Source organism: Pseudomonas sp. YH-1 (assembly GCF_051990045.1).
Lineage (GTDB): Bacteria > Pseudomonadota > Gammaproteobacteria > Pseudomonadales > Pseudomonadaceae > Pseudomonas > Pseudomonas nicosulfuronedens.
In genome coordinates this window covers 2137876-2163531 of the sequence record NZ_CP178184.1, presented here as the reverse complement: position 1 = coordinate 2163531, position 25656 = coordinate 2137876, and the positions used below count along the sequence as shown (strand labels likewise).

The window sequence follows — 25656 nt, the reverse complement described above, 5'->3', positions numbered from 1 at the left end:
AGTCGATGAGTGAACGTCGCCAGCATAGCCGGCAGCAGACCGGGCTGACCGTGGAAGTCTTCGACCGCCACACCGGGCGCAGCCTGGGCCGGCTTGCCGACCTGTCCGCTGAGGGGTTTATGCTCTGCGGAGTGGACGTACCAGAGGCCGACTCGGTCTGGGAGTGCCACCTGGTACCGGCACCGCCACTGGACGAGATCGGCGAAATCCAGCTCGGCGCCGACTGCCTTTGGAGTCGCGCCGGCACCGACGGCCAGCTGGGCTGGGCGGGTTTCCACATCATCGATATCGCCGAGGATCAGGCGGAGCTGATCGAGCAACTGCTTGTCATGCTGGGAGGTGGCGACCAGTCCAGCTGAGCATTTGTAGGAGCGCGTCTGCCGGCGAACCGAGCCCCACTGCGGGGGCTGTTCGCGAGCAAGCTCGCTCCTACGAAGAGCCAAAGAAAAAGCCCGCCAATTGGCGGGCTTTTTCGTGGAGCTCGGATCAGGAGAAGACTATCTCGTCGTTCTCGACCTTGGCATGGATCTGCGTGCCAGGGTTGAACTTGCCAGCCAGGATCAGTTGCGCCAGCGGGTTCTCGATCCAGCGCTGAATCGCGCGTTTGAGCGGCCGCGCGCCATACACCGGGTCGAAGCCGACGGCGATCAGCTTGTCCATCGCCTCGTCGCTCAGCTCCAGGCTCAGCTCGCGTTCGGCCAGGCGCTTGCGCAGGCGCCCCATCTGGATTTTGGCAATGCCGGCAATCTGCTCACGGGCCAGCGGCTCGAAGACCACCACTTCATCGATCCGGTTGATGAATTCCGGACGGAAGTGCGCATTCACCGCATCCATGACGGCGGCATGTTGCGCTTCATGATCGCCCACCAGCTCCTGAATCTGCGCCGAACCAAGGTTCGAGGTCATCACCACTACGGTGTTGCGGAAGTCCACGGTGCGGCCATGGCTGTCGGTGAGACGGCCATCTTCCAGCACCTGCAGCAGCACGTTGAAGACGTCCGGGTGGGCTTTCTCGACTTCGTCGAGCAGCACCACGGAGTACGGCTTACGACGCACGGCCTCGGTCAGATAGCCACCCTCTTCATAGCCGACGTAGCCCGGAGGTGCGCCGATCAGGCGAGCCACGGAGTGCTTCTCCATGAACTCGGACATGTCGATGCGCACCAGCGCTTCCTCGGTATCGAAGAGGAATTCGGCCAGGGCCTTGCACAGCTCGGTCTTGCCCACCCCGGTCGGGCCGAGGAAGAGGAAGGAGCCGCTGGGGCGATTCGGGTCCGCCAGGCCTGCGCGGGAACGGCGCACGGCATTGGAGACGGCCACCACGGCCTCGTTCTGACCGATGACGCGCTTATGCAGCTCGTCTTCCATGCGCAGCAGCTTCTCGCGTTCGCCTTCAAGCATCTTGGACACCGGAATGCCGGTCCACTTGGCGACGACCTCGGCGATTTCCTCGTCGGTCACCTTGTTGCGCAGCAGCTGCTTCTCGGTCTGACCGTGCTGGTCGACCATCTGCAGGCTGCGTTCCAGGTCCGGAATGGTCTGGTACTGGATGCGCGCCATGGTTTCCAGGTCGCCCTTGCGCCGTGCGGTTTCCATTTCCTGCTTGGCCTGCTCGATCTTCTGCTGGATCTGCGCGGAACCCTGGACCTCGGCTTTCTCCGATTTCCAGATTTCCTCGAGGTCGGCGTACTCGCGCTCGAGCTTGGCGATGTCCTCTTCCAGCTTGGCGAGGCGTTTCTTGGTGGCCTCGTCGTCTTCCTTCTTCAGCGCCTCGCGCTCGATCTTCAGCTGGATCAGGCGGCGATCCAGACGATCGAGTTCTTCCGGCTTGGAGTCGATCTCCATGCGGATGCGGCTGGCCGCCTCGTCGATCAGGTCGATGGCCTTGTCCGGCAGCTGGCGGTCGGTGATGTAGCGGTGGCTGAGCTTGGCCGCGGCGATGATCGCGCCGTCGGTAATGGTCACGCCGTGGTGCACCTCGTAGCGCTCTTTCAGGCCCCGCAGGATAGCGATGGTGTCTTCCTCGCTCGGCTCATCCACCAGGACTTTCTGGAAGCGGCGCTCCAGGGCGGCGTCCTTCTCGATGTACTGGCGGTATTCGTCCAGGGTGGTGGCACCGACGCAGTGCAGCTCGCCACGGGCCAGGGCCGGCTTGAGCATGTTGCCGGCGTCCATGGCGCCCTCGGCCTTGCCGGCGCCGACCATGGTGTGCAGTTCGTCGATGAACAGGATGATCCGGCCTTCCTGCTTGGACAGCTCGTTGAGCACGGCCTTCAGGCGCTCCTCGAACTCGCCGCGGAACTTGGCGCCGGCGATCAGCGAGCCCATGTCCAGCGCCAGCAGGCGCTTGTCCTTCAGGCCGTCGGGTACTTCGCCGTTGACGATGCGCTGGGCCAGGCCTTCGACGATAGCGGTCTTGCCGACGCCGGGTTCGCCGATCAGCACGGGGTTGTTCTTGGTGCGGCGCTGCAGGACCTGGATGGTCCGGCGGATTTCGTCGTCACGGCCGATCACCGGGTCGAGCTTGCCGTCCTCGGCACGCTTGGTCATGTCGACGGTGTACTTGTCCAGCGCCTGGCGCGAATCCTCGGCGTTCGGGTCGTTGACCGCCTCGCCACCCCGCAGGTTGGCCACAGCATTCTCCAGGGCCTTCTTGGAGACGCCCTGGCTGGTCAGCAGCTTGCCAAGCTTGGTGCTGTCGTCCATGGCGGCGAGCAGCACGAGTTCGCTGGAGATGAACTGGTCGCCCTTCTGCTGGGCCAGGCGGTCGGCCTGGTTGAGCAGGCGCGCCAGGTCCTGCGACAGGTTCACATCGCCGGTGGGGTTCTGGATCTTCGGCAGCGTGTCCATCTCCTTATTGAGAGAGGAGCGTAGCGCCGGAATATCGAAGCCGACCTGCATCAGCAGGGGCTTGATGGAGCCGCCCTGCTGATCGATCAGCGCGGACAGCAGGTGCACCGGCTCGATGGCCGGGTGGTCATGTCCAACGGCCAGGGACTGGGCATCGGAGAGTGCAAGCTGGAGCTTGCTGGTCAAACGGTCGATTCGCATGAGGGTCGTCCTTCCTTTCTATGGCGGGCCGGAGCGATGAGTGCCCCTGGTCACGACTAACCCGCCGGGATGCCAGATAGATAAGGGCTATTTTGGTCGGTTCAAGCCATTTAGCCATGACACCGGTCAGGTCGTGGTATTGGCATGGCGTCCGGCGCAATTTGACGAGAGCGTTCCTAACAGCGAATCTTTTTCTCGAAGCTTACAGAGGGTCCGGTTGTCGCAAACAAGATCCACTCCAAGAGCAGGACACCCTCCAGAGAAACATCCGCCCATACGGGGCTCACCCTAAGAAAGCATATTGAGACCGAAGACTCACGTCACGAGTGCTCCATTGAGGCCGGAATGGTCGGTCGACCTGAGCCCCTGAAGCCTCGATGAAGCGAGAGAGCTTTCGCCTATGTAGACCAGCCATCCTGTCGTGATGTCGGAGGCCATCACCTGGATTCAAAGAAATTTCAGACCTGTATTACTCAAGGGAAGACGGGCACGTATGGCCCTCTTCAGCCCTTTTCGTTGAACAGGAGTCTGAAAAATGTCGATTTACTGCCCTTCCTGTAATTCTGAGCACATTCGTACCCGTAATTTCGCCCGCAAAGTCGGCGGCGCAGCCGGAGCGCTCGGTGGCGCCGCGACCGGTGCCGCCAGCGCGGTCACCGGCGCCCAAAGTGGCGCTGCTATAGGCGCCGTTGCGGGTCCCATTGGCGCCGTACTCGGCGGTGTAGCCGGCGCCATTCTGGGCGGGCTGGCCGGTGGCGCCGTGGGCAGCCTGGCCGGTGCCCGCATGGGCGAAGAAATCGATGCCCAGGTGCTCGACAACTTCGAGTGCCAGGCCTGCGGCCAGGTGTTTTCGGTCAGCGAAAACTAACCACCCCCCTGTAGCACCCCGCTCCCGCGCATCGCCTTTCCCTCACTTTTCCGCACGTTGATGTTCGCTGCTGAAGCCGAGCATTGGCGCTCGCCAGTGTCCTCTGGCAAGGAGATATTTATGGCTCATCTCATCGAACAAATGGCTTATGTCGGTGCCACACCCTGGCATGGCCTGGGCAATCAACTCACCCAGCAACAACCCATCGAAGTCTGGCAACGTGACGCCGGCATGGACTGGGAAATTCTCGAAAGTCCGGTTCACTTCAAGTCCGACGCCATCGGCCATCTGGGCACCATCCACTCCTACCCCGAGCAGAAGGTGCTCTATCGCTCGGACAGCAAAGCGCCGTTATCGGTGGTTTCCCAGCGCTATCACACCGTGCAGCCCCGTGAGGTGCTGGAATTCTACCGCGACCTAACCGAGGTCTCTGGCTATGAGCTGGAGACTGCTGGCGTGCTCAAGGGAGGACGAAAATTCTGGGCGTTGGCACGCACGGGACAAGGCACACCCCTGAAGGGTAATGACCAGGTGAATGGCTACCTGCTGCTGGCCACTTCCTGCGACGGCACCCTGGCCACCACGGCGACGCCGACCACGGTGCGCGTGGTGTGCAACAACACCCTGACCATCGCCCTGGACGGTACTAGCCGGGCGATCAAGGTGCCGCATAGCACCCGCTTTGATCTGCAGCTAGTGAAGAAGCAACTCGGTATCGCCGTCTCGCAATGGGACGAGTTCATGTATCGCATGAGGACGTTGGCTGAGCGGAAAGTGAAATCCAAGGAAGCACTGAGCTTCATCACCACCGTACTGGGCGACAGCTCGCCTACCAGTCAGCAAAGCAAGGCTGTACCGAACATTCGCGCCATGCAAAAGGTGGAAAGCCTGTACCAAGGGCACGGCCGAGGCAGTCAGTTGGACTCAGCACGCGGTACCGCCTGGGGACTGCTCAATGCCGTTACCGAGTTCGTCGACCACGAGCGTCGTGCGCGCAGCAACGAGTACCGCATGGACTCGGCCTGGTTCGGCCAGGGCGCCCAGATCAAGCAACGCGCCCTGGATGCCGCACTGCGCCTTGTCGCCTAGCCCTTTCGCTCATCAATCCTCGCGCCCGATCAGCCTCGCTCTGATCGGGCGTTTTTATGTCTGCAGGTAAATACGATGAAAGCAACCTCATTGCATGGCAGCCCCCGCCCGGCCCTGCGCCTGGTAAGCACCAAGGATCTGTCTCGTGACGAGTGGCTGTCAGTGCGTAAGCACGGTATCGGCAGTTCGGATGCCGCCGCCGCAGTCGGCCTCAATCCCTACCAGTCGCAACTGGAGTTGTGGCTGGAGAAGACAGGCCGCGATGCCCTACTGCCCAAGAGCGATCCCCACGATGAAGATAGCCCCACCTACTGGGGCAACATCCTCGAACCTATCGTGGCCACCCATTACACCCAACGCACTGGTAATCGAGTACGGAGGATCAATGCCGTGCTGCAGCATCCCGATCCCACACTGAGTTGGATGCTCGCCAATATCGACCGCGAGGTGATCGGCGCCAGCGATGTCCAGATTCTCGAATGCAAGACCGCGGGCATCAATGGAGCTCGACTCTGGAAAGAAGGTGTACCGGTGTATGTGCAACTGCAGGTCATGCACCAGTTGGCAGTAACCGGCAAACAGGCTGCCGACGTGGCCATACTGCTCGGTGGTCAGAGTCTAGAGATCCACCGCATCGAGCGCGACGAAGAGCTCATCACGCGGCTGATCGAATTGGAGCGGGACTTCTGGAATTACGTACAACGCGATACGCCACCACCCGCTGATGGCTCCGACTCCGCGGAGCAGGCGTTGCGCTGTTTGTATCCACAAGACAGTGGTAGCACCGTGGACTTCACTCAGAGCCCGCTCCTATCGGGCGTCTTCGATGAACTGCAATCGGTTCGTGCCAGCCTGACAGCCCAGGGCAAACGTGAAGCCGAACTAAAGCAGCAACTGCAGCAAGCCATGGGGGATGCCACCCGGGCGCAGTTCGCCAACGGCTCGGTGTCCTGGCGCAAAGCCAAGGACAGCGTGGTGCTCGACATACCGCGGCTGCTCAAGGAAAAGCCCTACCTGCTGGCACGCTATCCCAGCACCAAGACCGGCAGCCGCCGCTTCCTGATCCTCTGATCTCGTTTCCCCCATTGACCATCTCGGCGCTCCTGCGTCGAGGTGATCTTTTTTATTCATCCACTGGAGAACCACCATGCTCAAAGGCTTGGCCATTACCCCACCGGTGCTCGGACGGATTTCCATCGGCAAGGTTGTTGAGAAGAACGGCAAGCGCCTGCCGGAGAAAGACGACCAATTCACCATTACCTCACAGGTGCAACTGCGCGATGGTTGGATCAATCATCCCCTGGACGAAGCGCTGCGTAAGGCTCAGGGCGGCAAGATCCGCAGCATCCCGGTGCGTCTGTTGTTCAACGCACCAGAGCTAAATTTTCGCGCCGAGTATTGCCTGTTCGATCGGCAGTCGGGGCGGCCTCTGTGCGTCGGCAATGGCGAGACCTGCAAGCGTCGAGGCCAGGAGGGTATCGAGTCGCTACCCTGCCCTTCACCCGATGCCTGTCCGCTGGGCAAGGGTGGAGCCTGCAAGCCCTACGGTCGACTCAACGTGGTCATCGGCGATGAGGATGCGCTGGGTAGCTTCGTGTTTCGCACGACCGGCTTCAACAGCATCCGCACGCTGGCAGCACGGCTGCAGTACCTGCAGGCCATCTCCGGCAATCGCCTGGCCTGTCTTCCTCTGGAACTACGCCTGCGGGGCAAGTCCACCCGCCAGAGCCATGGCTCACCGATCTTTTACGTCGATATCACGGTGCGTAGTGGCGTGGCCATGGAGCTGGCGCTGCAGCAGGCGCGCAAGCTCGATGAACTACGCCAGGCTTCGGGGTTTGATCAGGCGGCCCTGGATGCCACAGCCCGTCTGGGCTTTGCCAATGGCGCCTTCGAAGACAGCGAGGACGAAGGCAGCGCCATCGTCGATGAGTTCTTCCCGGAGCCTTCGACCGATACACCAGCCCAAGCATTATCGCAGTCCAAGCACTCGGTACCGTCATCAACAAATGACAGCACCTGCGCACAGCTTTCCAGCTTGCTGAAAGAGCGCACAGAGGCTCTCGGGCGCGCGGGACCATTGGCCTGAAACCGTATGAGCAGAAGCCCTCTTTGGGGCTCCTGCCTTCCATCACCTGTTTTCACCGTCGCCGGATGCCAGCATGCATCCGTTCGGAGGCTCCATGAATCCAAATCCCTTTTTACGCGGTTACGACAAGCTGTCCATCCAACTACTGGTACAGGACCTGCAACCGGGTGGTTCGCTGCAAGCATTGTCCTACGTGATCCACGCAAAGGACCGGGATCACGCACTGGTTCTGGGCGTACAACCCACGCAGGAGCAGGCGCAGCAAATCGCTGAACGACTGACCTTCGCGACTGGGCACTTCAGTCGCTGCTGGGAAATCAGCACTGCGCATTTACCGGAGGTCGTCGTGGATGAATTGTTCGGCCTCGCCTATGCCGATAAACCCCTGCACTTACGCCAACTACACATCGAGTTCTTTGAGATGTCGGGGCACAGTGTCGTCGGCTGCAAGCTGAGAAATACCCCCTGGACGGAAGATAACCTGGAACTGTTAGCACCCGCCCGGCCGATCTGCGCCAGCGGCAACTGGACTACGGCTTGCCCGTGGAGTTCGTCGACATCCTGCACCTGGCTGGGCAAGCCAATGTACGCTTTCTGCTGCTCGATCCAGACGCACCGCCGCTGGCGAGATTACCGTGCTTCGCGAACATGGCCTAATTCAGCGAGCCTTTCCCTGCTTGCGGCTAAGCCGCCCGCTCAACTGCTCCACGATGCCCATCACCAACTGACGATCCACCTCGTTCAGTCCACCCAACAGCTGGCTGATTCGGCTCGCCTGATCGGTCACGCGTGAACTCGACTCGTTGAGTAGCTCAGCGGCTTCGCACTCGAAGACCGAGGCCAGCTCGAGCAAGCGCAGCACCGTCGGAATGACCACCCCACGCTCGATGCGCGATACCGCCTCGCTCCCCACTCCGAGGCGCTCGGCAACCTCCTCCTGGGTCATGCCACAGCGCACCCGCTGCTTGGCAATCGCTCGGCCCACAACTTCAGCCAAGTGTTTCTGATCAATCTCGGACATGACGCCTCCCATCTCAACCTTGATGGTTGGCTACCGCCCCATTGACATGAAGGACACAAAACGATGACTCTCAACCTATTGAGTTGCATCCCTGATCAGAAACCACTTTCCTCTCAACTCTATTGGGAAAAGGACGTGTCCTCATGAAAAAGAAACTACTGCTCGCAGCCGTTCTAACAACGGCTGCCGTCTCCACAGCCAGCGCTGGCACTTACGAATGGACTAGCGGTTACGCCCAAGGGGTCCAGGAACACTTGGTCGACGATGGCAATGGTAACGAGCTGAATATCTCCTGCCCGGACGATGGTGAAAGTGCCGTCAGCGCCTACGCCACGATTGCAGGCAAGCAGTACTCATCCAGCGACGACATTGGCTTCGATGTCATCGTCGATGGTGTGTTCTACAGCAATCCGTTCTTCACCGACTGCCATGCCTGTGGCTCCAACTTCCCTGGGTTCTGGGCAGCGCTGCGCAGGGCCAACAACCTGCAGCTCAGTGCAGAGGGCAAGACAGTGAAGCTTCCGACCAAGAATCTTTCAGAGGTTCTCCAACCTCTGAACAGCAATAAAAACTTCTGTCGTTCCGCTTGGTAGTTCAACCAAAAGCGGCAACTTATATCCTTCAAAGGACTCAATCGATGAAGAAATACTTGACTATCGCATTTGTAGTAGCCGCCATTACAGGTTGTGACTCGAAGCCCCCCGTTGAAGTGGAACTGGGAAGCAACTCCTTTTGGGGAACACCGCAAGTACGAATTACTGCCAAACAAGACAGTGTCACGATCAAAAAAGTGCAAGTGAATCGAGGGAACTGCACAGCTGCTGCTCAGCAGGTTCTGCCGTCTAAAATACCATTTGGCGAAGTGTTGAAGATTGACATTTCCTCCTGCAGGAAAGTGGTTGAAGTTTCCATTTCCACCAGTGCGGGTGATTACGACTTTAGTTTTGATCGTTCATAAACTCCTCCTCTCTGCAGAAAACTCGAGCAACCGAAGAGCCACTACGCCAGATTCGTGAATTCCTCTTCAGGGTTTCCGTAGCCAGTAATACCGGGCTCTTTTGGCCTCTCCCTACTAGATCACGACAGCATCTCTCGACGCCCATCCCATCTAACAGCCTGACCCGGCAACGGGTCAGGCTTTTTTATGCCCGCAAAAAGCCCATGGAGCTCATCCAATGACAGCCAAGTTCAAGGCCGGAGAAACCACCGACACCTACATCGCGAATGCCCCGCTCACTGAGCACGACATCCTGGCGATGGCCAAGCACCTGGCCAGCCAGCGGCTGCGGAAAGGTCATGCCTTGCATCATCCCGCGGAGGTGTTCAGCTACCTGCAGATTCTCCTGCAGGAGTACGAGCACGAGGTATTCGCCGTACTGCTACTCGACAACAAACACCGTGTCATCCGATTTCGGGAACTGTTTCGCGGCACGCTGGATGGTGCCAGCGTCTATCCCCGGGAAGTCGTCAAGCTCGCCCTCGCCCATAACGCCGCAGCGGTCATATTGGTACACAATCATCCTTCGGGGGATCCGGCGCCTAGTCAGGCAGACCGCCTATTAACCACCAAACTCAAACAGGCACTGGAGTTGGTCAGCATACGCACGCTCGATCACATCATTGTCGGTAGTGAGGGTTGCGCGTCGCTGGCAGAGCTGGGCTACCTCTGAAGCGTAGGTACGGGGCTGCGCTAACCCGCATATGCAGCTCTAACGGCGCGGGTCGTAGACTCGTTGCAGCGCTGCTGCCCGCTAGACCATTACACACTGGACAAAAAACAGCAGACAGGCAACTCGAGTGCGGGAGGCCACTGGCATGTACGGACAGCCCAAGGGCTGTCCGTACAGCTATAGGCCCTTATTTTTTTTTTGCTTTGGCAGCAACCGGGCATGGCGTCTCGTTGGCGGGATGCGCGGAAGTCAGGATGGACTTGCTATAAGACAGCACAATAACTGTTCGCGGATCAGCGAGGGGGATGTTCACCCTGCTCTTCGCGCGGTGCCAGAATCCATTCCCAGACCTCAGACTCCCAACGCCCTAGACCTCCTCTCCCCGCCATCGGTGCCGCCCCCGCGCCTCAATGATCAAGCGCCGCTGTTAGGCTCAAGTGGTAGCCCAAGGAGTGCCGGTTGAATGCCGGTGTAGCTGACTCATACCGAAATTGCGCTGACCATCGCCATCCGGCTTAGTGTCGAGTTTGGCGAAATAGCTCAGACGGTAGAAGACCCCAGCGAACTGTTGCAGGTAGTTCGCGTGCCGCAGCAGTAACGGCGATACCGGCCGCTCCGGGAAATACACACCGCGTCCTGCAACACGCCAATCCATCCCCAGCGCGGCACCCCAGGCTTTACAGATGCGCCCAGCGAGCATTGTCTCGTAAGAGCACACGTCAGACTGCAACTGGCTGTAGTCACCCAAGGAGAAATAAGCATCTCGATTGAGCAATAGCGCGACGTGGTAGTGCGGGAAATCAGCATCCTGCCATTCCCTCACCCAGAGATAGCGAAGCATTGGGTCATAACCTCGCTTCCCAGCGGCCCGCTTGACAGCTTGTGCATGCATCAACTGACTCTTCATCGACTCGATAAAATCGGTCATGGCCCTGAGGGGCAAGCTTTCCCCATCAGGCACCCTGAGATCGATGCGGAACACACTCCAGCGGGGATGTGATTTCAGACAATCCATTAGCAAGGCATGTGTGCGTTGCAGATAATGCGGAATGAGCTCATGCAGTGGCCGCTGAACTGGTAGGCCCTGCCATTCAGGCGAGTCATTAGGTGGCTGTATGAACATGGAAAGCTCCTATGATGAGTTACATAAAAGCTCTCCATGTTGTAAGCGCTTACAGCATCACTTTGATACAACCCAAAACCAGGCTGGTATTTCTATTAGCATCGCCAGGATTAATAATATTAACTAACCAACAGCAAAACAGCGTTCAATACTACGCACCAGCCTGAAGCTGCTCAGGTAGATCAAGGCCACCATGCTTACTTTCAGAAAGCAAATACGCTCCGAACTTAGCAGCGGCAAACTCATCATCGGTCACAAGATCAATACGCACCTGCTGAGAGCCATCGACTGCCACCGGATAGCAGCTCAACCTCCTCCCCCTACCAAGCTCTTGTGGAGATAGGAACACAGGAAATATCTGCTTGAGCGCCTCCACCAATAACACCGAGAGTTTTTCAGCAAACAAACACAATGCCCGCCATTCACTAGAAAATTTTTCAAGGTCAAGCTCCTCAATCGCGAGCTGATGTACATCAGCGTCCGCAATCGGAAAACCTAAAACCCTTAGTAACGCCCATTGAATTTTCACATAGAGAACACGGGTATACCATATAAAACTCCTCGTATCCGAAAATGCATGAGAGAGCGCAGCACAACACTGCGTTAACACGTAGCTCCCGCTTCCAGGAGCATCCAAAAATCCTGGCAATTTATACCGAACAATCTGCCATTCATTACTAGCTCTAGCGCCGGAAAAACTCTCTATAATCGCTAGCAACTCCTCGCCGCTGTGCTGACCACTACCGCTCGAAAACCAACGCAACACTGCCTTTTCCCCTTCCTTCGCCCCTGCATCCAAACATACATGCCAGGTATACGCATGGGACCAACAACTCACAACCGCCGGCCCCAGTAGAAAATACGTTTTCGTCTTATTGGATTTCCCATCAGCAGTAAAATCTGCGCCGGAAGACACCAGCATACCTTTCTGGCGTAGCTGCTGGGTGAGTGCGTAAAACGTGGACGAGCAGATACCAGCCCTCCTGGCTAGCTTAGAGACACTCTGGCCATCCAACACACATACCCTAGGATTCTTAACTTGGCCCCAGAGAAACGCCAGCAGAGATCGTTCTGATATGGATAGAGCACTAAATGGAGGCTCATCAGATATCAGAACTCTAGACAACCAGGGAGCCAAAAGCGTCATTGACCAACGATGCAACAGCTTTTGCTGCATTGTCCTATTGAGTCGATAGATAGCCTTTGGCCGACCCTGAGTCGCCTTTTGCTCTCGCACTAGCACTCCCAGATCAACCAAGATCCTTAGATTTCTACTTACCCCATCCTTGCTAAATCCAGTGTCCTTGGCCAGACGCTGTACTCCACCTACTGTTGTATGTTCAGGCTGCCCCAGTGAATAGAGGCGCACCAACTGAAAGAGAAGGTAACGCGCCCTCAGCGAAAGACGCGCCCCCAACAGAAAACACCTGCACGGAACAACCGCCCAATGGGCTTTATCCTGATTTTCCAAAATATTTATCCTGATTTTCAACCCCCTAATACTAAACCTTTAGAGATACTCTGAAAAAGCCCCCAATCGAAAAATCAGACCCAGTAACCATGCGACTTACAGGCCAGTAGTTTCATAAAATTCGGGCTTTTTCAGAATATCCTTAAAGCGGAAGATGACTGCCGTGGAGTTCTGGCCGCAGCTAAAAACACAGAAATTAGCGGCTGATCTGATAGTTTTTTATCAATGGGTCGCTTTCAAAATCGGTAGGCGCTGAAGTCGGATAGAAATTCATAGTTACTTCAGACCTGGACTTGCTCCCTGAAAGACCGGATAGCGTATCATCCGCAACTTAAGGGATAAGCATACAGTTGTGTTTATGACTAACACCAAGCCCCTAGGGGCAGAAATTCTCGAGATTGAGCGCAGACGCCGTTGGAGCGCGGAAAAGAAGCTGGCCATTGCCTTGGAGCACTACAACAACGGGCATCCCACAGCGCACTGAATTATCGATCTCCTCGTGAATGCAGAGGACTTCGGACCACATCAACTTAACGGTGGTGCAGTGCCCGGCTGACGGGGAAAAATCCACCACTACCAGCCCGCTAACGCCACGCACTGTTTAACACCTCCCTAATCCGCTATTTATAGTTCAAAAATAATAATCGCACGCGCCCACTAAGTATAGATCCAACCCAATTCGAAGTTTACTTTATCCTTCTATTCTCTCCGACCAGATAAACACAGAGGAAGAGTTCATGCGCGTAAAAAGGTATTCTGGCGCGCAGAAAACATGGAGCTCATGTTTTTATGTGAAGCTCAACGTGATTAGCTCGAATGACGCTTGCTCAAGCAAGCTCATGGTTTGAAATCAGAGAGCCCGGATGGGACTTTTGAATTTAGCGGAATTTCGCTGCTTTGGACCTTTTGATCTGATAGCAGCCCCGCATAAGGAATCTCGTCGTTATCACACAAGCGTATTCAAATTATTTTTCCATACCTTTCGATGATGACCCCGCCCTGCTCGCTTGCACCATCCTCCTGGCAAGTCGGATTTATAACTTCCGTGAAACTGTATAACTTGCACCCTCTGTAACAAGCCTGAGAAAAGTCAAGATTCCTCGCGAACCATATCCGAGTCTATTCCCTCTTGCATATTCTGCAGGAGACATAGGTTTTGAGGGGAACTCCAATTCCAAAGCCTGATGAGTGCCAAAGCGATATCTCAGTTCGCCAAACTTTGATTCTATTGTGATCTTCGCGCAAACCGCCATCTCTTTTCCACGAAATTGGCAGGAGAACATTATGCGCTCTCCGGGGCTGCAGAGCGCATAATTTATTATACTGTCAAATTACATAGAAACTTGTGTGCTTAATGGCGCTCCCGCCACACATTAACTTAGCGATAACATAAAGAGTGAAAGCGTCTTTTCCTCCAAACACCATGAGATAATATTCCCCTTGGATGGCGCCTTGATTTTATAAGTCGGCGATTTCAGAGACCGAGCGCAACACCCTGTCATTGAGTTACGGATGGACTCTCATGATGCTTGGCCATCATCGCCGTCATCATTTCGATGGGACACTTGTAATTGAAATGCTGACGCGGGCGGATATTCCACTCGTAGGCAATAGCATCCAGTTGCTCCTGGCTGTGGCCAGACAAGTCCGTGTCTTTGAGCAGGTACTGGCGAATCAGGCCGTTGATGTTTTCGTTACTGCCGCGCTGCCAAGGGCTATGCGGCTCACAGAAGTAAACAGCCACTCCAGTACGCTGGGTGATCTCGGCATGACGCACCATTTCCCGGCCCTGGTCGTAGGTCAACGTTTTACGCGCAGCCCGCGGCATGCGGTTCAATGCGGCAATGAAACCCTCGACAGCCGAGGTGGCGGTTGCGTCGTTCATCTTCACCAGCATCAGATAACCCGTGCTGAGTTCTACCAGTGTTCCCACCGCAGAAGCATTGGCTTTGCCCTTGATCAAGTCACCTTCCCAGTGACCCGGCGTCAGGCGATCCTCCACCTCCGGTGGTCGCACATGAATACTGACCAAGTCGGGGATTTAGTCACGACGGTCAACCTCGCCCGCGCGGGGGCGGCGACTGGTTTTGCCTTGGCGCAGGCAGATGATCAGCGCCTTGCGAAGCTCACCGACGGGCAGCGCGCAAATGGCGTTGTAGATTGTCTCGCGACAGACGTACACGTCTTCAAAATTTGGGAATTTCATATCTCGAAGCTTGCCGGCAATTTGCTGAGGAGAAAAGCGCTTTCGCGGCAGATGTACCACCAGGTCGAACAACTCACTGTCCGGCAGCAGCTTGCGCTGAGGACGGCAGGCGGTGCGACGCTGGCGCATGTGCTGTTGAGCTTGGCTCGCCCTGTAATAGTTGGCCTCGGAGCTGTTGCGACGAAGCTCGCGGCTGATGGTCGAGGGACTTCGATCAAGCATTCTGGCGATGGCTCGCTGGCTCAAACCCTGAAGCTGGCCAAGCTAGATCGTGATGCGTTCTTCGATACTGAGTTCTTAGTAGGTCATGGCAACACCGTACCGGATTGGTCAGGTGTTGCACTCAGCTTTTGCCGCCGTCAGGATTTTTCGTTTTCCTACGCGGGCTGTTGACGCTGATAGACCCGCAATACTCCAAGACGGGCAACGGCTGTTTGCCGTATCCACTGGAGACCATGCCTTGCCCCCACCCGCCGCAAAACTGATTCGCCCTGCTTCACCGAAGGAGTCGAACGGTGAGGTTATGCTAACCAGACCAGACTGGCCAGGCGGCCGGTGCAGGCATTGCGGCGGTAAGAATAGAAGTCCTCGGTGTCAGTGAATGTGCAGAAGTCCCCACCGTAGACGGCAGTTACACCCTTCACCGCGAGGCGGATACGCGCCAGTTCATAGATGTCGGCCATGTACTTGCCCGCATTGGCACTGGGCAGGAAGGCGCGCTCGGCTTCGGCGTGGCCCTTCAGGAAGGCTTCACGCACTTCCGGGCCGACTTCAAAGGCCTGCGGGCCGATGGACGGCCCCAGCCAGACCAGCAGCTCAACCGGCGCGAGGCCCATGGCGTCCACGGTTGCCTCCAGAACGCCGCCCGCCAACCCGCGCCAGCCGGCGTGGGCTGCACCGACACGAGTACCCGCGCGGTCGCAGAACAGCGCCGGCAGGCAATCAGCAGTCATGATGGTGCAGGCAATACCACGCGTGGCGCTCCAGCTGGCATCCGCAGTGGAGACAACAGACGGATCCGCCTCGACCACATCGATACCGTGAACCTGGCTCAGCCAGGCAGGCTGGCAGCCCAGCTCGGCGGTCAGGCGGCGGCGGTTCTCGGCCACGGCAACCGGGTCGTCACCGACATGGTCACCGAGGTTGAAACTGTCGAAAGGCTCGAGGCTGACGCCGCCGGCGCGGGTCGTCACGCAGGCGCGGACGTTCGCTGGAATCGGCCAGTCGGGCGTCAGCCACGGGCTCATACGAAGGACTCGTTGTCCTGCCGCAGCAGGCTCAGCAGCCAGGTGAAGTCATCCGGCAGCGGCGACTCCCACTTCATACGCACGTTGGTGGCCGGGTGATCCAACTCCAGGAAGCGCGCATGCAAGGCCTGACGCGGGAAATCGCGCAGGGACTCGATCAGCGTCGGGCTGGCCCCCGGCGGAATGCGGAAACGTCCGCCGTAGGTGGGGTCGCCCACCAGCGGATGGCCAATGTGCGTCATATGGACGCGGATCTGGTGGGTACGTCCGGTTTCCAGCTTCACCCGCGTGTGGGTATGCGCACGGAAGCGCTCCAGCACGCGGTAATGGCTGATGGCGACCTTGCCGGTCTCGATCACCGCCATCTTCTGGCGCTGTACACCATGACGGCCGATGGGCGCGTCGACGGTGCCGCCAGCGACGATCACGCCGGTGACGATGGCCTCATAGATGCGGCTGACGCTGCGCGCCTGCAGCTGGGCGACCAGGTTGGTGTGCGCTTCCAGGGTCTTGGCCACCACCATCAAGCCGGTGGTGTCCTTGTCCAGGCGGTGCACGATGCCGGCGCGCGGCACATTGGCCAGATGCGGCACGTGGTGCAGCAGCGCATTGAGCAGGGTGCCGTCCTGGTGGCCGGCGGCGGGGTGAACCACCAGGCCGGTCGGCTTGTCGATGATCAGGATGTGGTCATCTTCATAGACGATGTCCAGCTCGATATCCTGGGCGACCCATTCACCCTGGGCCTCCAGCGCGACGTCCAGTTCCAGGCGCGAGCCGGCGTGGACAATGTCGCGCGGACGCAACACGGCGCCATCGACCTTGAGACGGCCGTCCTTGATCCAGCCAGCCAGGCGGGAACGGGAGTGATCGGAGAAGAGCTGGGCGGCGACCTGGTCGAGACGCTGACCACCGAGGTCGAACGGCACTTCTGCCGCGAGTTGGATGATATCGGACATGACTGGACACGAAGGGCGCGCGGCCTTTTGGTTCGGCTGCGCGCTGTGGTTAAATACGGGGCCTTTGTCCCAGGGGTACCCCTGGGGCGCCAATCATAACAGACGGTTGCGGCCGCGACAGCCGACCGTCCAGGGACGCAAGCCGCCATGCAAGTGAAACACCTGCTGCTGATCGCCACCCTCGCCTTCGTTACCGCCTGCTCCTCCAAGGGCGAGAAGGTGGATGAGAACCTGAGCGAAAGCCAGCTGTACCAGCAGGCACAGGAAGACCTCAACAACAAGAGCTACACCAACGCCGTCGCCAAGCTGAAGGCGCTGGAGTCCCGCTATCCGTTCGGCCGCTATGCCGAGCAGGCCCAGTTGGAGCTGATCTACGCCAACTACAAGAACATGGAGCCCGAGGCCGCCCGCGCCTCCGCCGAGCGCTTCATCCGCCTGCACCCGCAACACCCGAACGTCGACTACGCCTACTACCTCAAGGGCCTGGCTTCCTTCGACCAGGACCGTGGCCTGCTGGCGCGCTTCCTGCCGCTGGACATGACCAAGCGCGACCCGGGTGCGGCCCGCGACTCCTTCAACGAGTTCGCCCAGCTGGTCAGTCGCTACCCCAACAGCCGCTACGCCCCGGACGCCAAGGCGCGCATGATCTACCTGCGCAACCTGCTGGCGGCCTACGAAGTGCACGTTGGCCACTACTACCTCAAGCGCCAGGCCTATGTCGCCGCCGCCAACCGTGGTCGTTACGTGGTCGAGAACTTCCAGGAAACCCCGGCCGTCGGCGATGGCCTGGCGATCATGGTCGAAGCCTACCAGCGCCTGGGCCTGAATGACCTCGCCGATTCCAGCCTGGAAACCCTGAAGGCCAACTATCCGGACAACGCCAGCCTCAAGGATGGCCAGTTCGTGCCGCGCGAAGACGAAGCTGACAACCGCTCCTGGCTGGCCAAGGCCACCCTGGGTCTGATCGAGACCAACGATGCCCCGCCGCACATGGAAACCCAGGCCTCCAAGGACGTGATCAAGCAGTACGAAGATGCCGAGCAGCAGATTCCCGCCGAGCTCAAGCCTGAGAACCAGAGCGACGTGGAAGAAGAACAGCACGAGTCCGAAGGCAACGCCGGCAGCAGCGACCGCTCCTGGTTCAGCTACATGACCTTCGGTATCTTCGACTGATACCGACGGGTTCGAGAAAAAGGGAGGCTTCGGCCTCCCTTTTTCGTTTGGGCCAAGCATGGGCGCTTTTCGTCCATGGCCTGGCAGGTGCGCGCACGGGCTCACTGTGCGGCACCGCGTGGCTTGGATAAACTGCCGCTCTTTAAGCACAAGGGATTGCCATGACCCGTCTGCTGTTCTGGATCGCCCTCTTCGCCCTCGGCTGGTGGTTGTGGCGCAAAGCTACCCGACCAGCCCGCCCTGTCGAGAAGCCCAAGGGGGACGACTCGGCCGCGCCCATGGTCCGCTGTGCGCAGTGCGGCGTGCATGTACCGCAGACCCATGCCCTGCAGGACGAGAGCAAGTGGTACTGCAGCCGCGCGCACCTCGAACAGGACCGCACCGACCGTGGTCGCTGAAGGGATTTCCCTCACAGGACAGGGCCTGCGGGTACTGCGCCTGTACCACCTGTACCGCCTGACCATCGGGCTGGTGCTGGTACTGCTGATCTCCAGCAGCCTGGACGATGAGCTCCTGAAACTGTCCCACCCCGAGCTTTTCCACGTCGGCTGCTGGATCTACCTGGTCCTCAACATCCTGATCGCGGTGCTGATGCCGACCCCACGGCATTTGCTGCCGCTGTTCATTCTGGCGGCACTGGACATACTCCTGCTCAGCGCCCTGTTCTACACGGCAGGCGGCATTCCCAGCGGCATCGGCAACCTGATGGTGGTCGCCGTGGCCATTGCCAACATCCTGCTGCGCGGGCGGGTCGGGCTGCTCATCGCCGCGATCGCCGCGATTGGCCTGATCTACCTGACCTTTTACCTGAGCCTCAGCCAGCCCACCGCCATCAACCACTATGTGCAGGCAGGCGGGTTGGGCGCCCTGAGCTTCGCCTCGGCCCTGCTGATCCAGGCCCTGGCACGGCGCCAGCAGATCGTCGAAAGCATCGCCGAGCAGCGCGCCACCACGGTGGCCAACCTGGAAGAGCTCAATGCACTGATCCTCCAGCGCATGCGCACCGGCATCCTTGTCCTGGGTGATCGTCACCGGGTTCTGCTGGCCAACCAGAGCGCCACCACCCTGCTGGGCGGCCATGACCTGCCCGGCCACTCACTGGCCGAGTACAGCCCGCAACTGGTCGCCAGCCTGCAGCAATGGCAGCAGAACCCTGCCCTGCGCCCGCCCAGCCTGCAGCCCATGGAGTCCGGCCCGACCGTGCAACCGAGCTTCATCCCCCTGCGCCGGGGTAACGAACAGCACATCCTGATGTTCCTCGAGGACATTTCACAGATCGCCCAGCAGGCCCAGCAGCTCAAGCTTGCCGCCCTGGGCCGACTCACCGCGGGCATTGCCCATGAAATCCGCAACCCGCTGGGCGCGATCAGCCATGCGGCGCAGCTGCTGCTGGAGTCCGAAGAACTGGACAAGCCCGACCGACGCCTCACGCAGATCATCCAGGACCAGTCGCGGCGCATGAACCTGGTCATCGAGAACGTCCTGCAACTGTCGCGCCGCCGCCAGTCAGAGCCCCAACTGCTCGATCTGAAGTACTGGCTGCACCGCTACGCCGGCGAGATGCGCGAGAGCCTGCGCGAGGGCCAGCAGATCCACGTGGAAACCGGCCAGGGCACCGTGCAGACGCGCATGGACCCGCACCAGTTGACGCAGGTACTGACCAACCTCGTGCAGAATGGGTTACGGTACAGCACTCAGAAGAACGGCACCGGCCAGGTGTGGCTGCGTCTGTTCCGCGACAGCGAGACCGACCTGCCCGTACTGGAAGTGCTCGATGACGGTCCCGGCATCGCTGCCGATCAGCGGGGCAAGTTGTTCGAGCCGTTCTTCACCACTGAAAGCAAGGGCACCGGCCTTGGCCTGTACATCTCCCGCGAGCTGTGCGAAAGCAACCAGGCCCGGCTGGACTACAAGACGCGTGATGAAGGTGGCAGCTGCTTCCGCCTCACCTTCGCCCACCCGCGCAAACAAAGCTAAGAAGACGCAAAGAGCATGAGCCGTCAAAAAGCCCTGATCGTCGACGACGAACCCGACATCCGCGAGCTGCTGGAGATCACCCTCGGCCGCATGAAGCTGGATACCCGCAGCGCCCGCAACGTCAAGGAAGCCCGCGACTTCCTGGCCCGCGAGCCCTTCGACTTCTGCCTCACCGACATGCGCCTGCCCGATGGCACCGGCCTGGACCTGGTGCAGTACATCCAGCAGCGTCATCCACAGATGCCAGTGGCGATGATCACCGCCTTCGGCAGCCTCGACACCGCAGTGCAGGCCCTCAAGGCCGGCGCCTTCGACTTCCTGACCAAGCCGGTGGACCTCGCCCGCCTGCGCGAGCTGGTGAACTCCGCCTTGCGCCTGCGCTCGCCAGAAGCCGAGGAAGCACCGGTGGACAGCCGGCTGCTCGGCGATTCGCCGCCCATGCGCACCCTGCGCAACCAGGTGGCCAAGCTCGCCCGTAGCCAGGCGCCGGTGTACATCAGCGGCGAATCCGGCAGCGGCAAGGAGCTGGTAGCCCGGCTGATCCACGAGCAAGGCCCGCGCGAGACCCAGACCTTCGTGCCGGTCAACTGCGGCGCCATTCCGTCCGAGCTGATGGAAAGCGAGTTCTTCGGCCACAAGAAAGGCAGCTTTACCGGTGCCGTGGAAGACAAGCTCGGGCTGTTCCAGGCGGCCAACGGCGGCACGCTGTTCCTCGACGAAGTCGCCGACCTGCCGCTGCCGATGCAGGTCAAGCTGCTGCGCGTCATCCAGGAGAAGGCCGTACGCGCCGTGGGTGGCCAGCAGGAGGTTGCGGTGGACGTGCGCGTTCTCTGCGCGACCCACAAGGACCTGGCTGCCGAAGTCGCGGCTGGTCGATTCCGTCAGGACCTCTACTACCGCCTGAATGTCATCGAACTGCGCGTCCCGCCACTGCGCGAGCGGCGCGAGGACATCCCGCTGCTGACCGACCGCGTGCTCAAGCGCCTTGCCGGAGACACCGGACTGGCTACCGCGGCAGTCAGTGCCGATGCGCTGGAGAAGCTCAAGAGCTACCGCTTCCCCGGCAACGTGCGGGAACTGGAAAACATGCTGGAGCGCGCCTACACGCTCTGCGAAGACGACGTCATCCAGCCTCACGACTTGCGCCTGGCCGAAACCAGCACGGCGGACGGCGGTGGGGACGCGAGTCTGGCGCAGATCGACAACCTCGAGGATTACCTCGAGGACATCGAGCGCAAGCTGATCATGCAGGCGTTGGAAGAGACGCGCTGGAACCGTACTGCGGCAGCGCAGCGCCTGGGCCTGACCTTCCGCTCCATGCGCTACCGCCTGAAGAAACTGGGGATCGACTGATCCCCGGCTGGTCTCAGACGATGGGCGTCGCCACCAGGCGCCCTTCCGGTGCGTAGGATGCCGCCTCGATGATCGGCTGACGCTTCTGCATCAGGTCCACCAGCAACTGGCAGGACGCCGGCGCCAGCACCAGACCGTTGCGGTAATGACCGGTGTTCAGCCATAGCCCCTGATGACCGGGCACCTCGCCAATGAAGGGGATGCCCTGCGGCGAACCCGGACGCAGCCCCGCCCAGTGGTTTACCGGCTCCATCCCTGCCAGCGCAGGAAGCAGCTCCTCTGCCGACGCGCGCAGGCTGCTCAGAGCCTCGCCCGACGGCGTCTTGTCGAAGCCGGCGTGCTCCAGGGTGCTGCCCACCAGGATGTGCCCGTCACGGCGCGGAATCGCGTAGCGACCTTTGGCCAATACCATGCTGGAGAGGAAGTCCGGGGCGCAGCGATAGAGGATCATCTGCCCCTTCACCGGCTCAACCGGCAACACCAGCCCCAGCTTCGCCAGCAACTCGCCACTCCAGGCGCCAGCCGCCAGCACCACCGAGTCGGCCGTGAAATCTCCCTGTGCGGTGCGTACGCCTTTCACCTGTTCGCCATCGTGAAGGAAACCGGTCACCTCGACCTGCTCCTGAAGGCTGACGTTTGGCAGTCGCACCAATGCCTCGCGCAGAGACTTGGCCAGGCGCGGGTTGCGCACATTGGCGACACCCGACATGTACACCGCGCGCTCGAAGCCTTGCCCCAGCACCGGAACGGCCTCGTGCACGGCGCCAATCGCCACCTCCGAAAGCGGCCGACCATGGGTCCTGGCCCATGCCAGGGCTTCGGCCTGGTCATCCAGGTCCAGCCAGTAGAGGCCGGTGACATGCACTTCCGGGTCGAGCCCGGTATCGGCGAGCAGACGCTCACCCAGTCGCGGATAGAAGTCCTGCGACCAGTGAGCCAGGTTGGCGACGGCCGAGCTATAGCGCCACGGATAGAGCGGCGAAACGATACCGCCGCCGGCCCAGGACGCTTCACGTCCGGTCTCGCCCTTTTCCAGCAGCAGGACTTCGGCGCCCGCCTGCCCCAGCGTCCAGGCAGTCAGCATCCCGACTACCCCACCGCCCACCACGATCATGTCCGGCATACCACGCCCCACATCACAGGAAAACCAACGGCCCATCGCCGGCCGCACACTATACCGGGCATGGGCCGTCGACGGAGCAAGACGGAAGTCGGTGCGGCATCGGACCGCTCCTACGGCATCTATCCAATTCGCTGACAGGCACACCGCAGACGGCGACCAATACTTTCCGCTCCTCAACTGCCCGGAAGCGAACCATGACCAGGGAACGGGGGGTCACCCTTGTCGAGTTGCTGTTCACCCTTGCAATCCTTGCCCTCGCCTTGTCCATCGCAGCGCCTTCATTCAGCGAGTTGCTACACGACCAGCGAACGAGTGCAGCCGCCCAGGAGTTGCGCAATGCGCTGGACTTCGCTCGCGAATCGGCCGCGCACAGTGGACAACCCATCAGCGTCGCTGCGATCAACGGCGAGTGGACCTCCGGCTGGGAGGTGTTCGTGGACTCCGGCAATCACGGCACGCACAGCCTCCAACAGCCGCCTCTGGCCGCCCACGGCCCGCTGAGTGGCATCAGCGTTCGCACCGACGGCAACTCGCGCCACTACCTCCACTTCACCCCGCGAGGTAACGCAATCCAGCCCAATGGCGCCTTTCACGCCGGTACGCTGACGCTCTGCGGCGAAGGCCGATCGAGTTATCGCCTCGTTTTCAACAAGGCCGGGCGGATCCGCAGCGAAGCTGGAAGCACCACGGACTTCTGCCCCCACTGACCGACTTCTCACGCCTGACGCGACGAGGTTCACAGAACCTCGGAAGGCATGACCGAACATCACCCTAATACGAACGGTCATCCATAGAAAAAAGACATTTCCCACACGACTAGGCAGCATTGCCACTATCGAAAATGTGAGGAATGCGCCATGTCGCGCCCCAAGGAATTGGCCGGGTTCACCTTGGTGGAGTTGATGGTCACGCTTGCCGTACTGGCAATCCTGATTTCCATCGCCGCTCCATCCATGGGGGACTTCGTTACTCGACAACGTATTTCCAGTCAGACTTCTGACCTGGCCAATACGCTGGCAACCGCCCGAGCCGAAGCGGCCAAGCGAAATGCCAACATGGTGGTGATCCCGGCAGCCAGTGGCGCTAACGGCTGGGTCAGTGGCTGGTGCTTTGGCCCTGCCACCATCGCCAACTGCCAGGACGCTGCCGCGATCCAGCACTACGGCGCCATGAGCGGTGTAGAGGTTTCCAGCGACTACCAGCTCAGCGCCAACAAGCTGACCTTCCGCCGTGACGGGAGCTTGCTGAGCGGGCTCAGCGCCCGCCCCTTCAAAGTCAATGCGCCTTCTTCATCTTCGGTGACGGAAGGGCGCTGCATCGACATCAACGCCGTAGGACGCACAACAGTGCGTACTGTGGCGCGCGACACTTCGTGCTGAGGGGAACGACCATGACCCGTAATGCCCAACACGGCATCACCATGATCGAGGTGCTGGTAACACTCCTCGTGTTCACCGTCGGACTCCTCGGCGTCGCCGCTCTGCAATTGAATGCCCTGAAAGGTACCGCCGACAGTAACCAGCGCTCGCAGGCAACCTGGGTCATGCAGGAGCTCGCCGAGCGCATGAGGGCAAACAGCGTGGGCGCAGAGTCCAGCTATACGACTGCACCGAACTGCTCGACCCTGCCTACCACCTGGTGCGCGGATCATTTCAATCCGATATCCGGGGCGAAGGTCAATGCTGCTACCTGCACCAGCGACCAGATGGCCGCCTTCGACCGCTGGGAAGCCCAATGTTCCTATGCCGCCAGCACTACCTACGCAGCAAACGCTACTGCTGCAGCGGGGCGATACACCAGTACCGACTTTCTGACCGCCCCCTCACAAGGGGCAGCCCTGACGGTCAATGCCAACAACCACCTGATCACGCTCACGAGTCGCTGGAAAAGCAAAGGCGACGAAGCCAAGCAACAAAGCTCGGAGTCGGTACTGAGCGCCTCGCTGGGGGTCCGTCGATGATGCCTCTTAACCGCCGCCAGGCCGGCCTGACCCTGGTCGAGCTGATGATCGCAATGACCCTCAGCCTGGTTCTCATGCTGGGTGTCATCCAGGTCTTCCTGTCTGTCCGGCAAACCTACAGCGCGAACGATGCGACCTCGCGCATGCAGGAAAGCGGGCGCTTCGCCCTCACCTTCATCTCCAGCAGCGTGCGCCTGGGCGGCTACCTGGAGCCCGGCTCGATTCTACCCAAGCCAATGGCGATTCAAGGCCCCAATTGTGTAGGCCCGGATGACACCCCCTGCAGCAGCAACGGTAACGGGAATGCTTCCGACAGTATCGCTGTAGCGTTCCAGGTCCCGCCAGACAGTTCCGACAGCAACAAACGACGCGACTGTGCTGGAACCGAAGTGACTACTGCCAACGTGGGAAAAGTTCTGGTGAATGTCTTCCGTGTCAGTGACGGCAACCTGACATGCAGTTCCTATTTCCTCGGTGAGACAGCCTGGCTCAGCCAGAACCAGGCGCTGGTGCCCGGCATCGATGCGATGCAGGTCCTCTACGGCATCAGCACCGACGGCAACCCGGAAGGCGTCACACGTTATGTGTCGGCCAACAGAGTCTCGAAGTGGGCGGATGTCAGGGCAGTTCGTGTCGCGGTACTGGCCAACTCCCAGACAACGGTGTCACCGGCTCCGCCACAACGTGGCTACTACCTGCTGGACGCCGCTGCGCTGACGCCGAACGACGGATTCGCACGCCAGATTTTCAGCACAACCATCGGTCTTAAGAACACTTACTGAGGCTCGCATGCGGAACGCCCTTTCACTTCGTACCCAACAAGGCGCCGGCCTCATCGTGGCCCTGGTGTTCCTCGCCGTGCTGACCATCGCCGGCATCACCGCCGCACGCTTGACCAACATGGAAGAGCGGATGGCCGGCAACTCGCAGTTCCGGGGACTGACCTACCAGAATGCCCAAAGCGAAATCCGTTCGCAGATGGCGGCGTACAACGCAAACCTGCTAGGCCGCAAACCTTTGCTGGATGCCGCCAACCAGAGCGCAGATGCCATCAGTGGCTTTCCCGATCGACGCCGCACCGTGGCCGTGGACGCCATCCTGACTAACGCGAATATCACCACCAACACCATTCGCTTCATGAACAAGGGCATCTGCGAAGGCGCCAGCGTCGGCAAGTTCGAATGCTCGGGTTACGAGATCAACTCGGCCTCCCGCCTGGACAACGGTGCATCGTCCAACCAGGTCCAAGGCATCTACTTCATCAATTCGAAATAGGCCC

The 25656-nt window shown here is 59.8% G+C and carries 24 protein-coding genes and 1 pseudogene; 17 read left to right on the top strand and 8 right to left on the bottom strand.

Translation table 11 applies throughout. The annotated features are described in order from the left end of the window. Positions 1-5: 5 nt before the first annotated feature. Positions 6-359: a PilZ domain-containing protein gene (locus tag ACKI1H_RS10240; RefSeq protein ID WP_280050262.1), complete on the top strand. Its 354-nt coding sequence runs from the start codon at positions 6-8 to the stop codon at positions 357-359. Positions 360-486: 127 nt separating this feature from the next. Here ACKI1H_RS10240 and clpB read toward each other — a convergent pair whose 3' ends face one another. Beyond that, positions 487-3051: an ATP-dependent chaperone ClpB gene (gene clpB, locus ACKI1H_RS10235; protein ID WP_440468284.1), complete on the bottom strand. Its 2565-nt coding sequence runs from the start codon at positions 3049-3051 to the stop codon at positions 487-489. A gap of 535 nt (positions 3052-3586) precedes the next feature. On the opposite strand from clpB, the gene ACKI1H_RS10230 reads away from it, so the two are divergent. The 4 genes from ACKI1H_RS10230 to ACKI1H_RS10215 all read left to right on the top strand — a co-directional run bounded on the left by ACKI1H_RS10230 (position 3587) and on the right by ACKI1H_RS10215 (position 7097). Then, a complete protein-coding gene (locus ACKI1H_RS10230; protein WP_226046013.1) occupies positions 3587-3919 on the top strand; it encodes a hypothetical protein in 333 nt (110 codons plus the stop codon). 120 nt (positions 3920-4039) lie between these two features. Next, positions 4040-5008 carry a DUF932 domain-containing protein gene (locus ACKI1H_RS10225; protein WP_440468283.1) on the top strand — a complete coding sequence of 323 codons (969 nt, stop codon included), beginning with the start codon at positions 4040-4042 and terminating at the stop codon, positions 5006-5008. Positions 5009-5083: 75 nt separating this feature from the next. Continuing rightward, entirely contained in the window at positions 5084-6079 is a 996-nt protein-coding gene (locus tag ACKI1H_RS10220) for a YqaJ viral recombinase family protein (protein WP_440468282.1), read from the top strand. Between the two features lie 76 nt (positions 6080-6155). Then, entirely contained in the window at positions 6156-7097 is a 942-nt protein-coding gene (locus tag ACKI1H_RS10215; protein ID WP_440468281.1) for a recombination directionality factor, read from the top strand. Between the two features lie 658 nt (positions 7098-7755). On the opposite strand, the gene ACKI1H_RS10210 is transcribed toward ACKI1H_RS10215, so the two are convergent. Continuing rightward, positions 7756-8118 (bottom strand): helix-turn-helix domain-containing protein, encoded by a 363-nt coding sequence (locus ACKI1H_RS10210; RefSeq protein ID WP_440468280.1) that lies wholly within the window; start codon positions 8116-8118, stop codon positions 7756-7758. 143 nt (positions 8119-8261) lie between these two features. Here ACKI1H_RS10210 and ACKI1H_RS10205 point away from each other — a divergent pair, with 143 nt between their 5' ends. The 3 genes from ACKI1H_RS10205 to radC all read left to right on the top strand — a co-directional run bounded on the left by ACKI1H_RS10205 (position 8262) and on the right by radC (position 9788). Next, the gene (locus ACKI1H_RS10205; RefSeq protein WP_440468279.1) at positions 8262-8711 is read left to right on the top strand and encodes a hypothetical protein; all 450 of its coding nucleotides are present in this window, start codon (positions 8262-8264) and stop codon (positions 8709-8711) included. Between the two features lie 44 nt (positions 8712-8755). After that, on the top strand, positions 8756-9076 hold the full coding sequence (locus ACKI1H_RS10200; protein WP_440468278.1) for a hypothetical protein: 321 nt from the start codon (positions 8756-8758) through the stop codon (positions 9074-9076). Between the two features lie 217 nt (positions 9077-9293). Then, positions 9294-9788, top strand: a complete 495-nt coding sequence (gene radC / locus ACKI1H_RS10195) for a RadC family protein (protein WP_440468277.1) — start codon at positions 9294-9296, stop codon at positions 9786-9788. A gap of 433 nt (positions 9789-10221) precedes the next feature. On the opposite strand, the gene ACKI1H_RS10190 is transcribed toward radC, so the two are convergent. The 5 genes and pseudogenes from ACKI1H_RS10190 to rluD all read right to left on the bottom strand — a co-directional run bounded on the left by ACKI1H_RS10190 (position 10222) and on the right by rluD (position 16791). Further along, positions 10222-10911 (bottom strand): inovirus Gp2 family protein, encoded by a 690-nt coding sequence (locus ACKI1H_RS10190; RefSeq protein ID WP_226046004.1) that lies wholly within the window; start codon positions 10909-10911, stop codon positions 10222-10224. Positions 10912-11062: 151 nt separating this feature from the next. After that, a complete protein-coding gene (locus ACKI1H_RS10185; RefSeq protein WP_226046003.1) occupies positions 11063-11833 on the bottom strand; it encodes a hypothetical protein in 771 nt (256 codons plus the stop codon). A 2047-nt stretch (positions 11834-13880) separates the two neighbouring features. Further along, positions 13881-14876 (bottom strand): annotated as a pseudogene (locus ACKI1H_RS10180) (IS30 family transposase). Between the two features lie 233 nt (positions 14877-15109). Continuing rightward, positions 15110-15835 (bottom strand): peptidoglycan editing factor PgeF, encoded by a 726-nt coding sequence (pgeF, locus tag ACKI1H_RS10175; protein WP_440468276.1) that lies wholly within the window; start codon positions 15833-15835, stop codon positions 15110-15112. Continuing rightward, on the bottom strand, positions 15832-16791 hold the full coding sequence (rluD, locus tag ACKI1H_RS10170) for a 23S rRNA pseudouridine(1911/1915/1917) synthase RluD (protein ID WP_440468275.1): 960 nt from the start codon (positions 16789-16791) through the stop codon (positions 15832-15834). The genes pgeF and rluD overlap by 4 nt, the downstream gene beginning before the upstream one ends. A gap of 147 nt (positions 16792-16938) precedes the next feature. Here rluD and ACKI1H_RS10165 point away from each other — a divergent pair, with 147 nt between their 5' ends. From ACKI1H_RS10165 to ACKI1H_RS10150, 4 genes are all read left to right on the top strand, one after another. Further along, positions 16939-17964, top strand: a complete 1026-nt coding sequence (locus tag ACKI1H_RS10165; protein ID WP_226046001.1) for an outer membrane protein assembly factor BamD — start codon at positions 16939-16941, stop codon at positions 17962-17964. 155 nt (positions 17965-18119) lie between these two features. Next, positions 18120-18362: a PP0621 family protein gene (locus tag ACKI1H_RS10160; protein ID WP_226046556.1), complete on the top strand. Its 243-nt coding sequence runs from the start codon at positions 18120-18122 to the stop codon at positions 18360-18362. Further along, a complete protein-coding gene (locus tag ACKI1H_RS10155) occupies positions 18352-19941 on the top strand; it encodes a sensor histidine kinase (RefSeq protein ID WP_138520314.1) in 1590 nt (529 codons plus the stop codon). The genes ACKI1H_RS10160 and ACKI1H_RS10155 overlap by 11 nt, the downstream gene beginning before the upstream one ends. A 15-nt stretch (positions 19942-19956) precedes the next feature. Continuing rightward, positions 19957-21294, top strand: a complete 1338-nt coding sequence (locus tag ACKI1H_RS10150) for a sigma-54-dependent transcriptional regulator (RefSeq protein WP_440468274.1) — start codon at positions 19957-19959, stop codon at positions 21292-21294. Between the two features lie 13 nt (positions 21295-21307). On the opposite strand, the gene thiO is transcribed toward ACKI1H_RS10150, so the two are convergent. Continuing rightward, complete coding sequence (gene thiO / locus ACKI1H_RS10145) at positions 21308-22417, bottom strand: glycine oxidase ThiO (RefSeq protein WP_440468273.1); 1110 nt, start codon at positions 22415-22417, stop codon at positions 21308-21310. A gap of 194 nt (positions 22418-22611) precedes the next feature. Between thiO and ACKI1H_RS10140 the strand changes: the two genes are divergently transcribed. The 5 genes from ACKI1H_RS10140 (at position 22612) to ACKI1H_RS10120 (ending at position 25652) form a co-directional block, all read left to right on the top strand. Further along, on the top strand, positions 22612-23124 hold the full coding sequence (locus tag ACKI1H_RS10140; RefSeq protein ID WP_440468272.1) for a GspH/FimT family pseudopilin: 513 nt from the start codon (positions 22612-22614) through the stop codon (positions 23122-23124). A 150-nt stretch (positions 23125-23274) separates the two neighbouring features. Next, complete coding sequence (locus ACKI1H_RS10135) at positions 23275-23796, top strand: GspH/FimT family pseudopilin (protein WP_440468271.1); 522 nt, start codon at positions 23275-23277, stop codon at positions 23794-23796. 11 nt (positions 23797-23807) lie between these two features. After that, positions 23808-24377 carry a type IV pilus modification protein PilV gene (gene pilV / locus ACKI1H_RS10130; protein WP_138520309.1) on the top strand — a complete coding sequence of 190 codons (570 nt, stop codon included), beginning with the start codon at positions 23808-23810 and terminating at the stop codon, positions 24375-24377. Beyond that, entirely contained in the window at positions 24374-25159 is a 786-nt protein-coding gene (locus tag ACKI1H_RS10125; protein WP_138520308.1) for a PilW family protein, read from the top strand. The genes pilV and ACKI1H_RS10125 overlap by 4 nt, the downstream gene beginning before the upstream one ends. 7 nt (positions 25160-25166) lie before the next feature. Further along, positions 25167-25652, top strand: coding sequence for a pilus assembly PilX family protein (locus ACKI1H_RS10120; protein WP_138520307.1), 486 nt, complete (start codon positions 25167-25169; stop codon positions 25650-25652). The last annotated feature ends 4 nt before the right edge of the window (positions 25653-25656 follow it).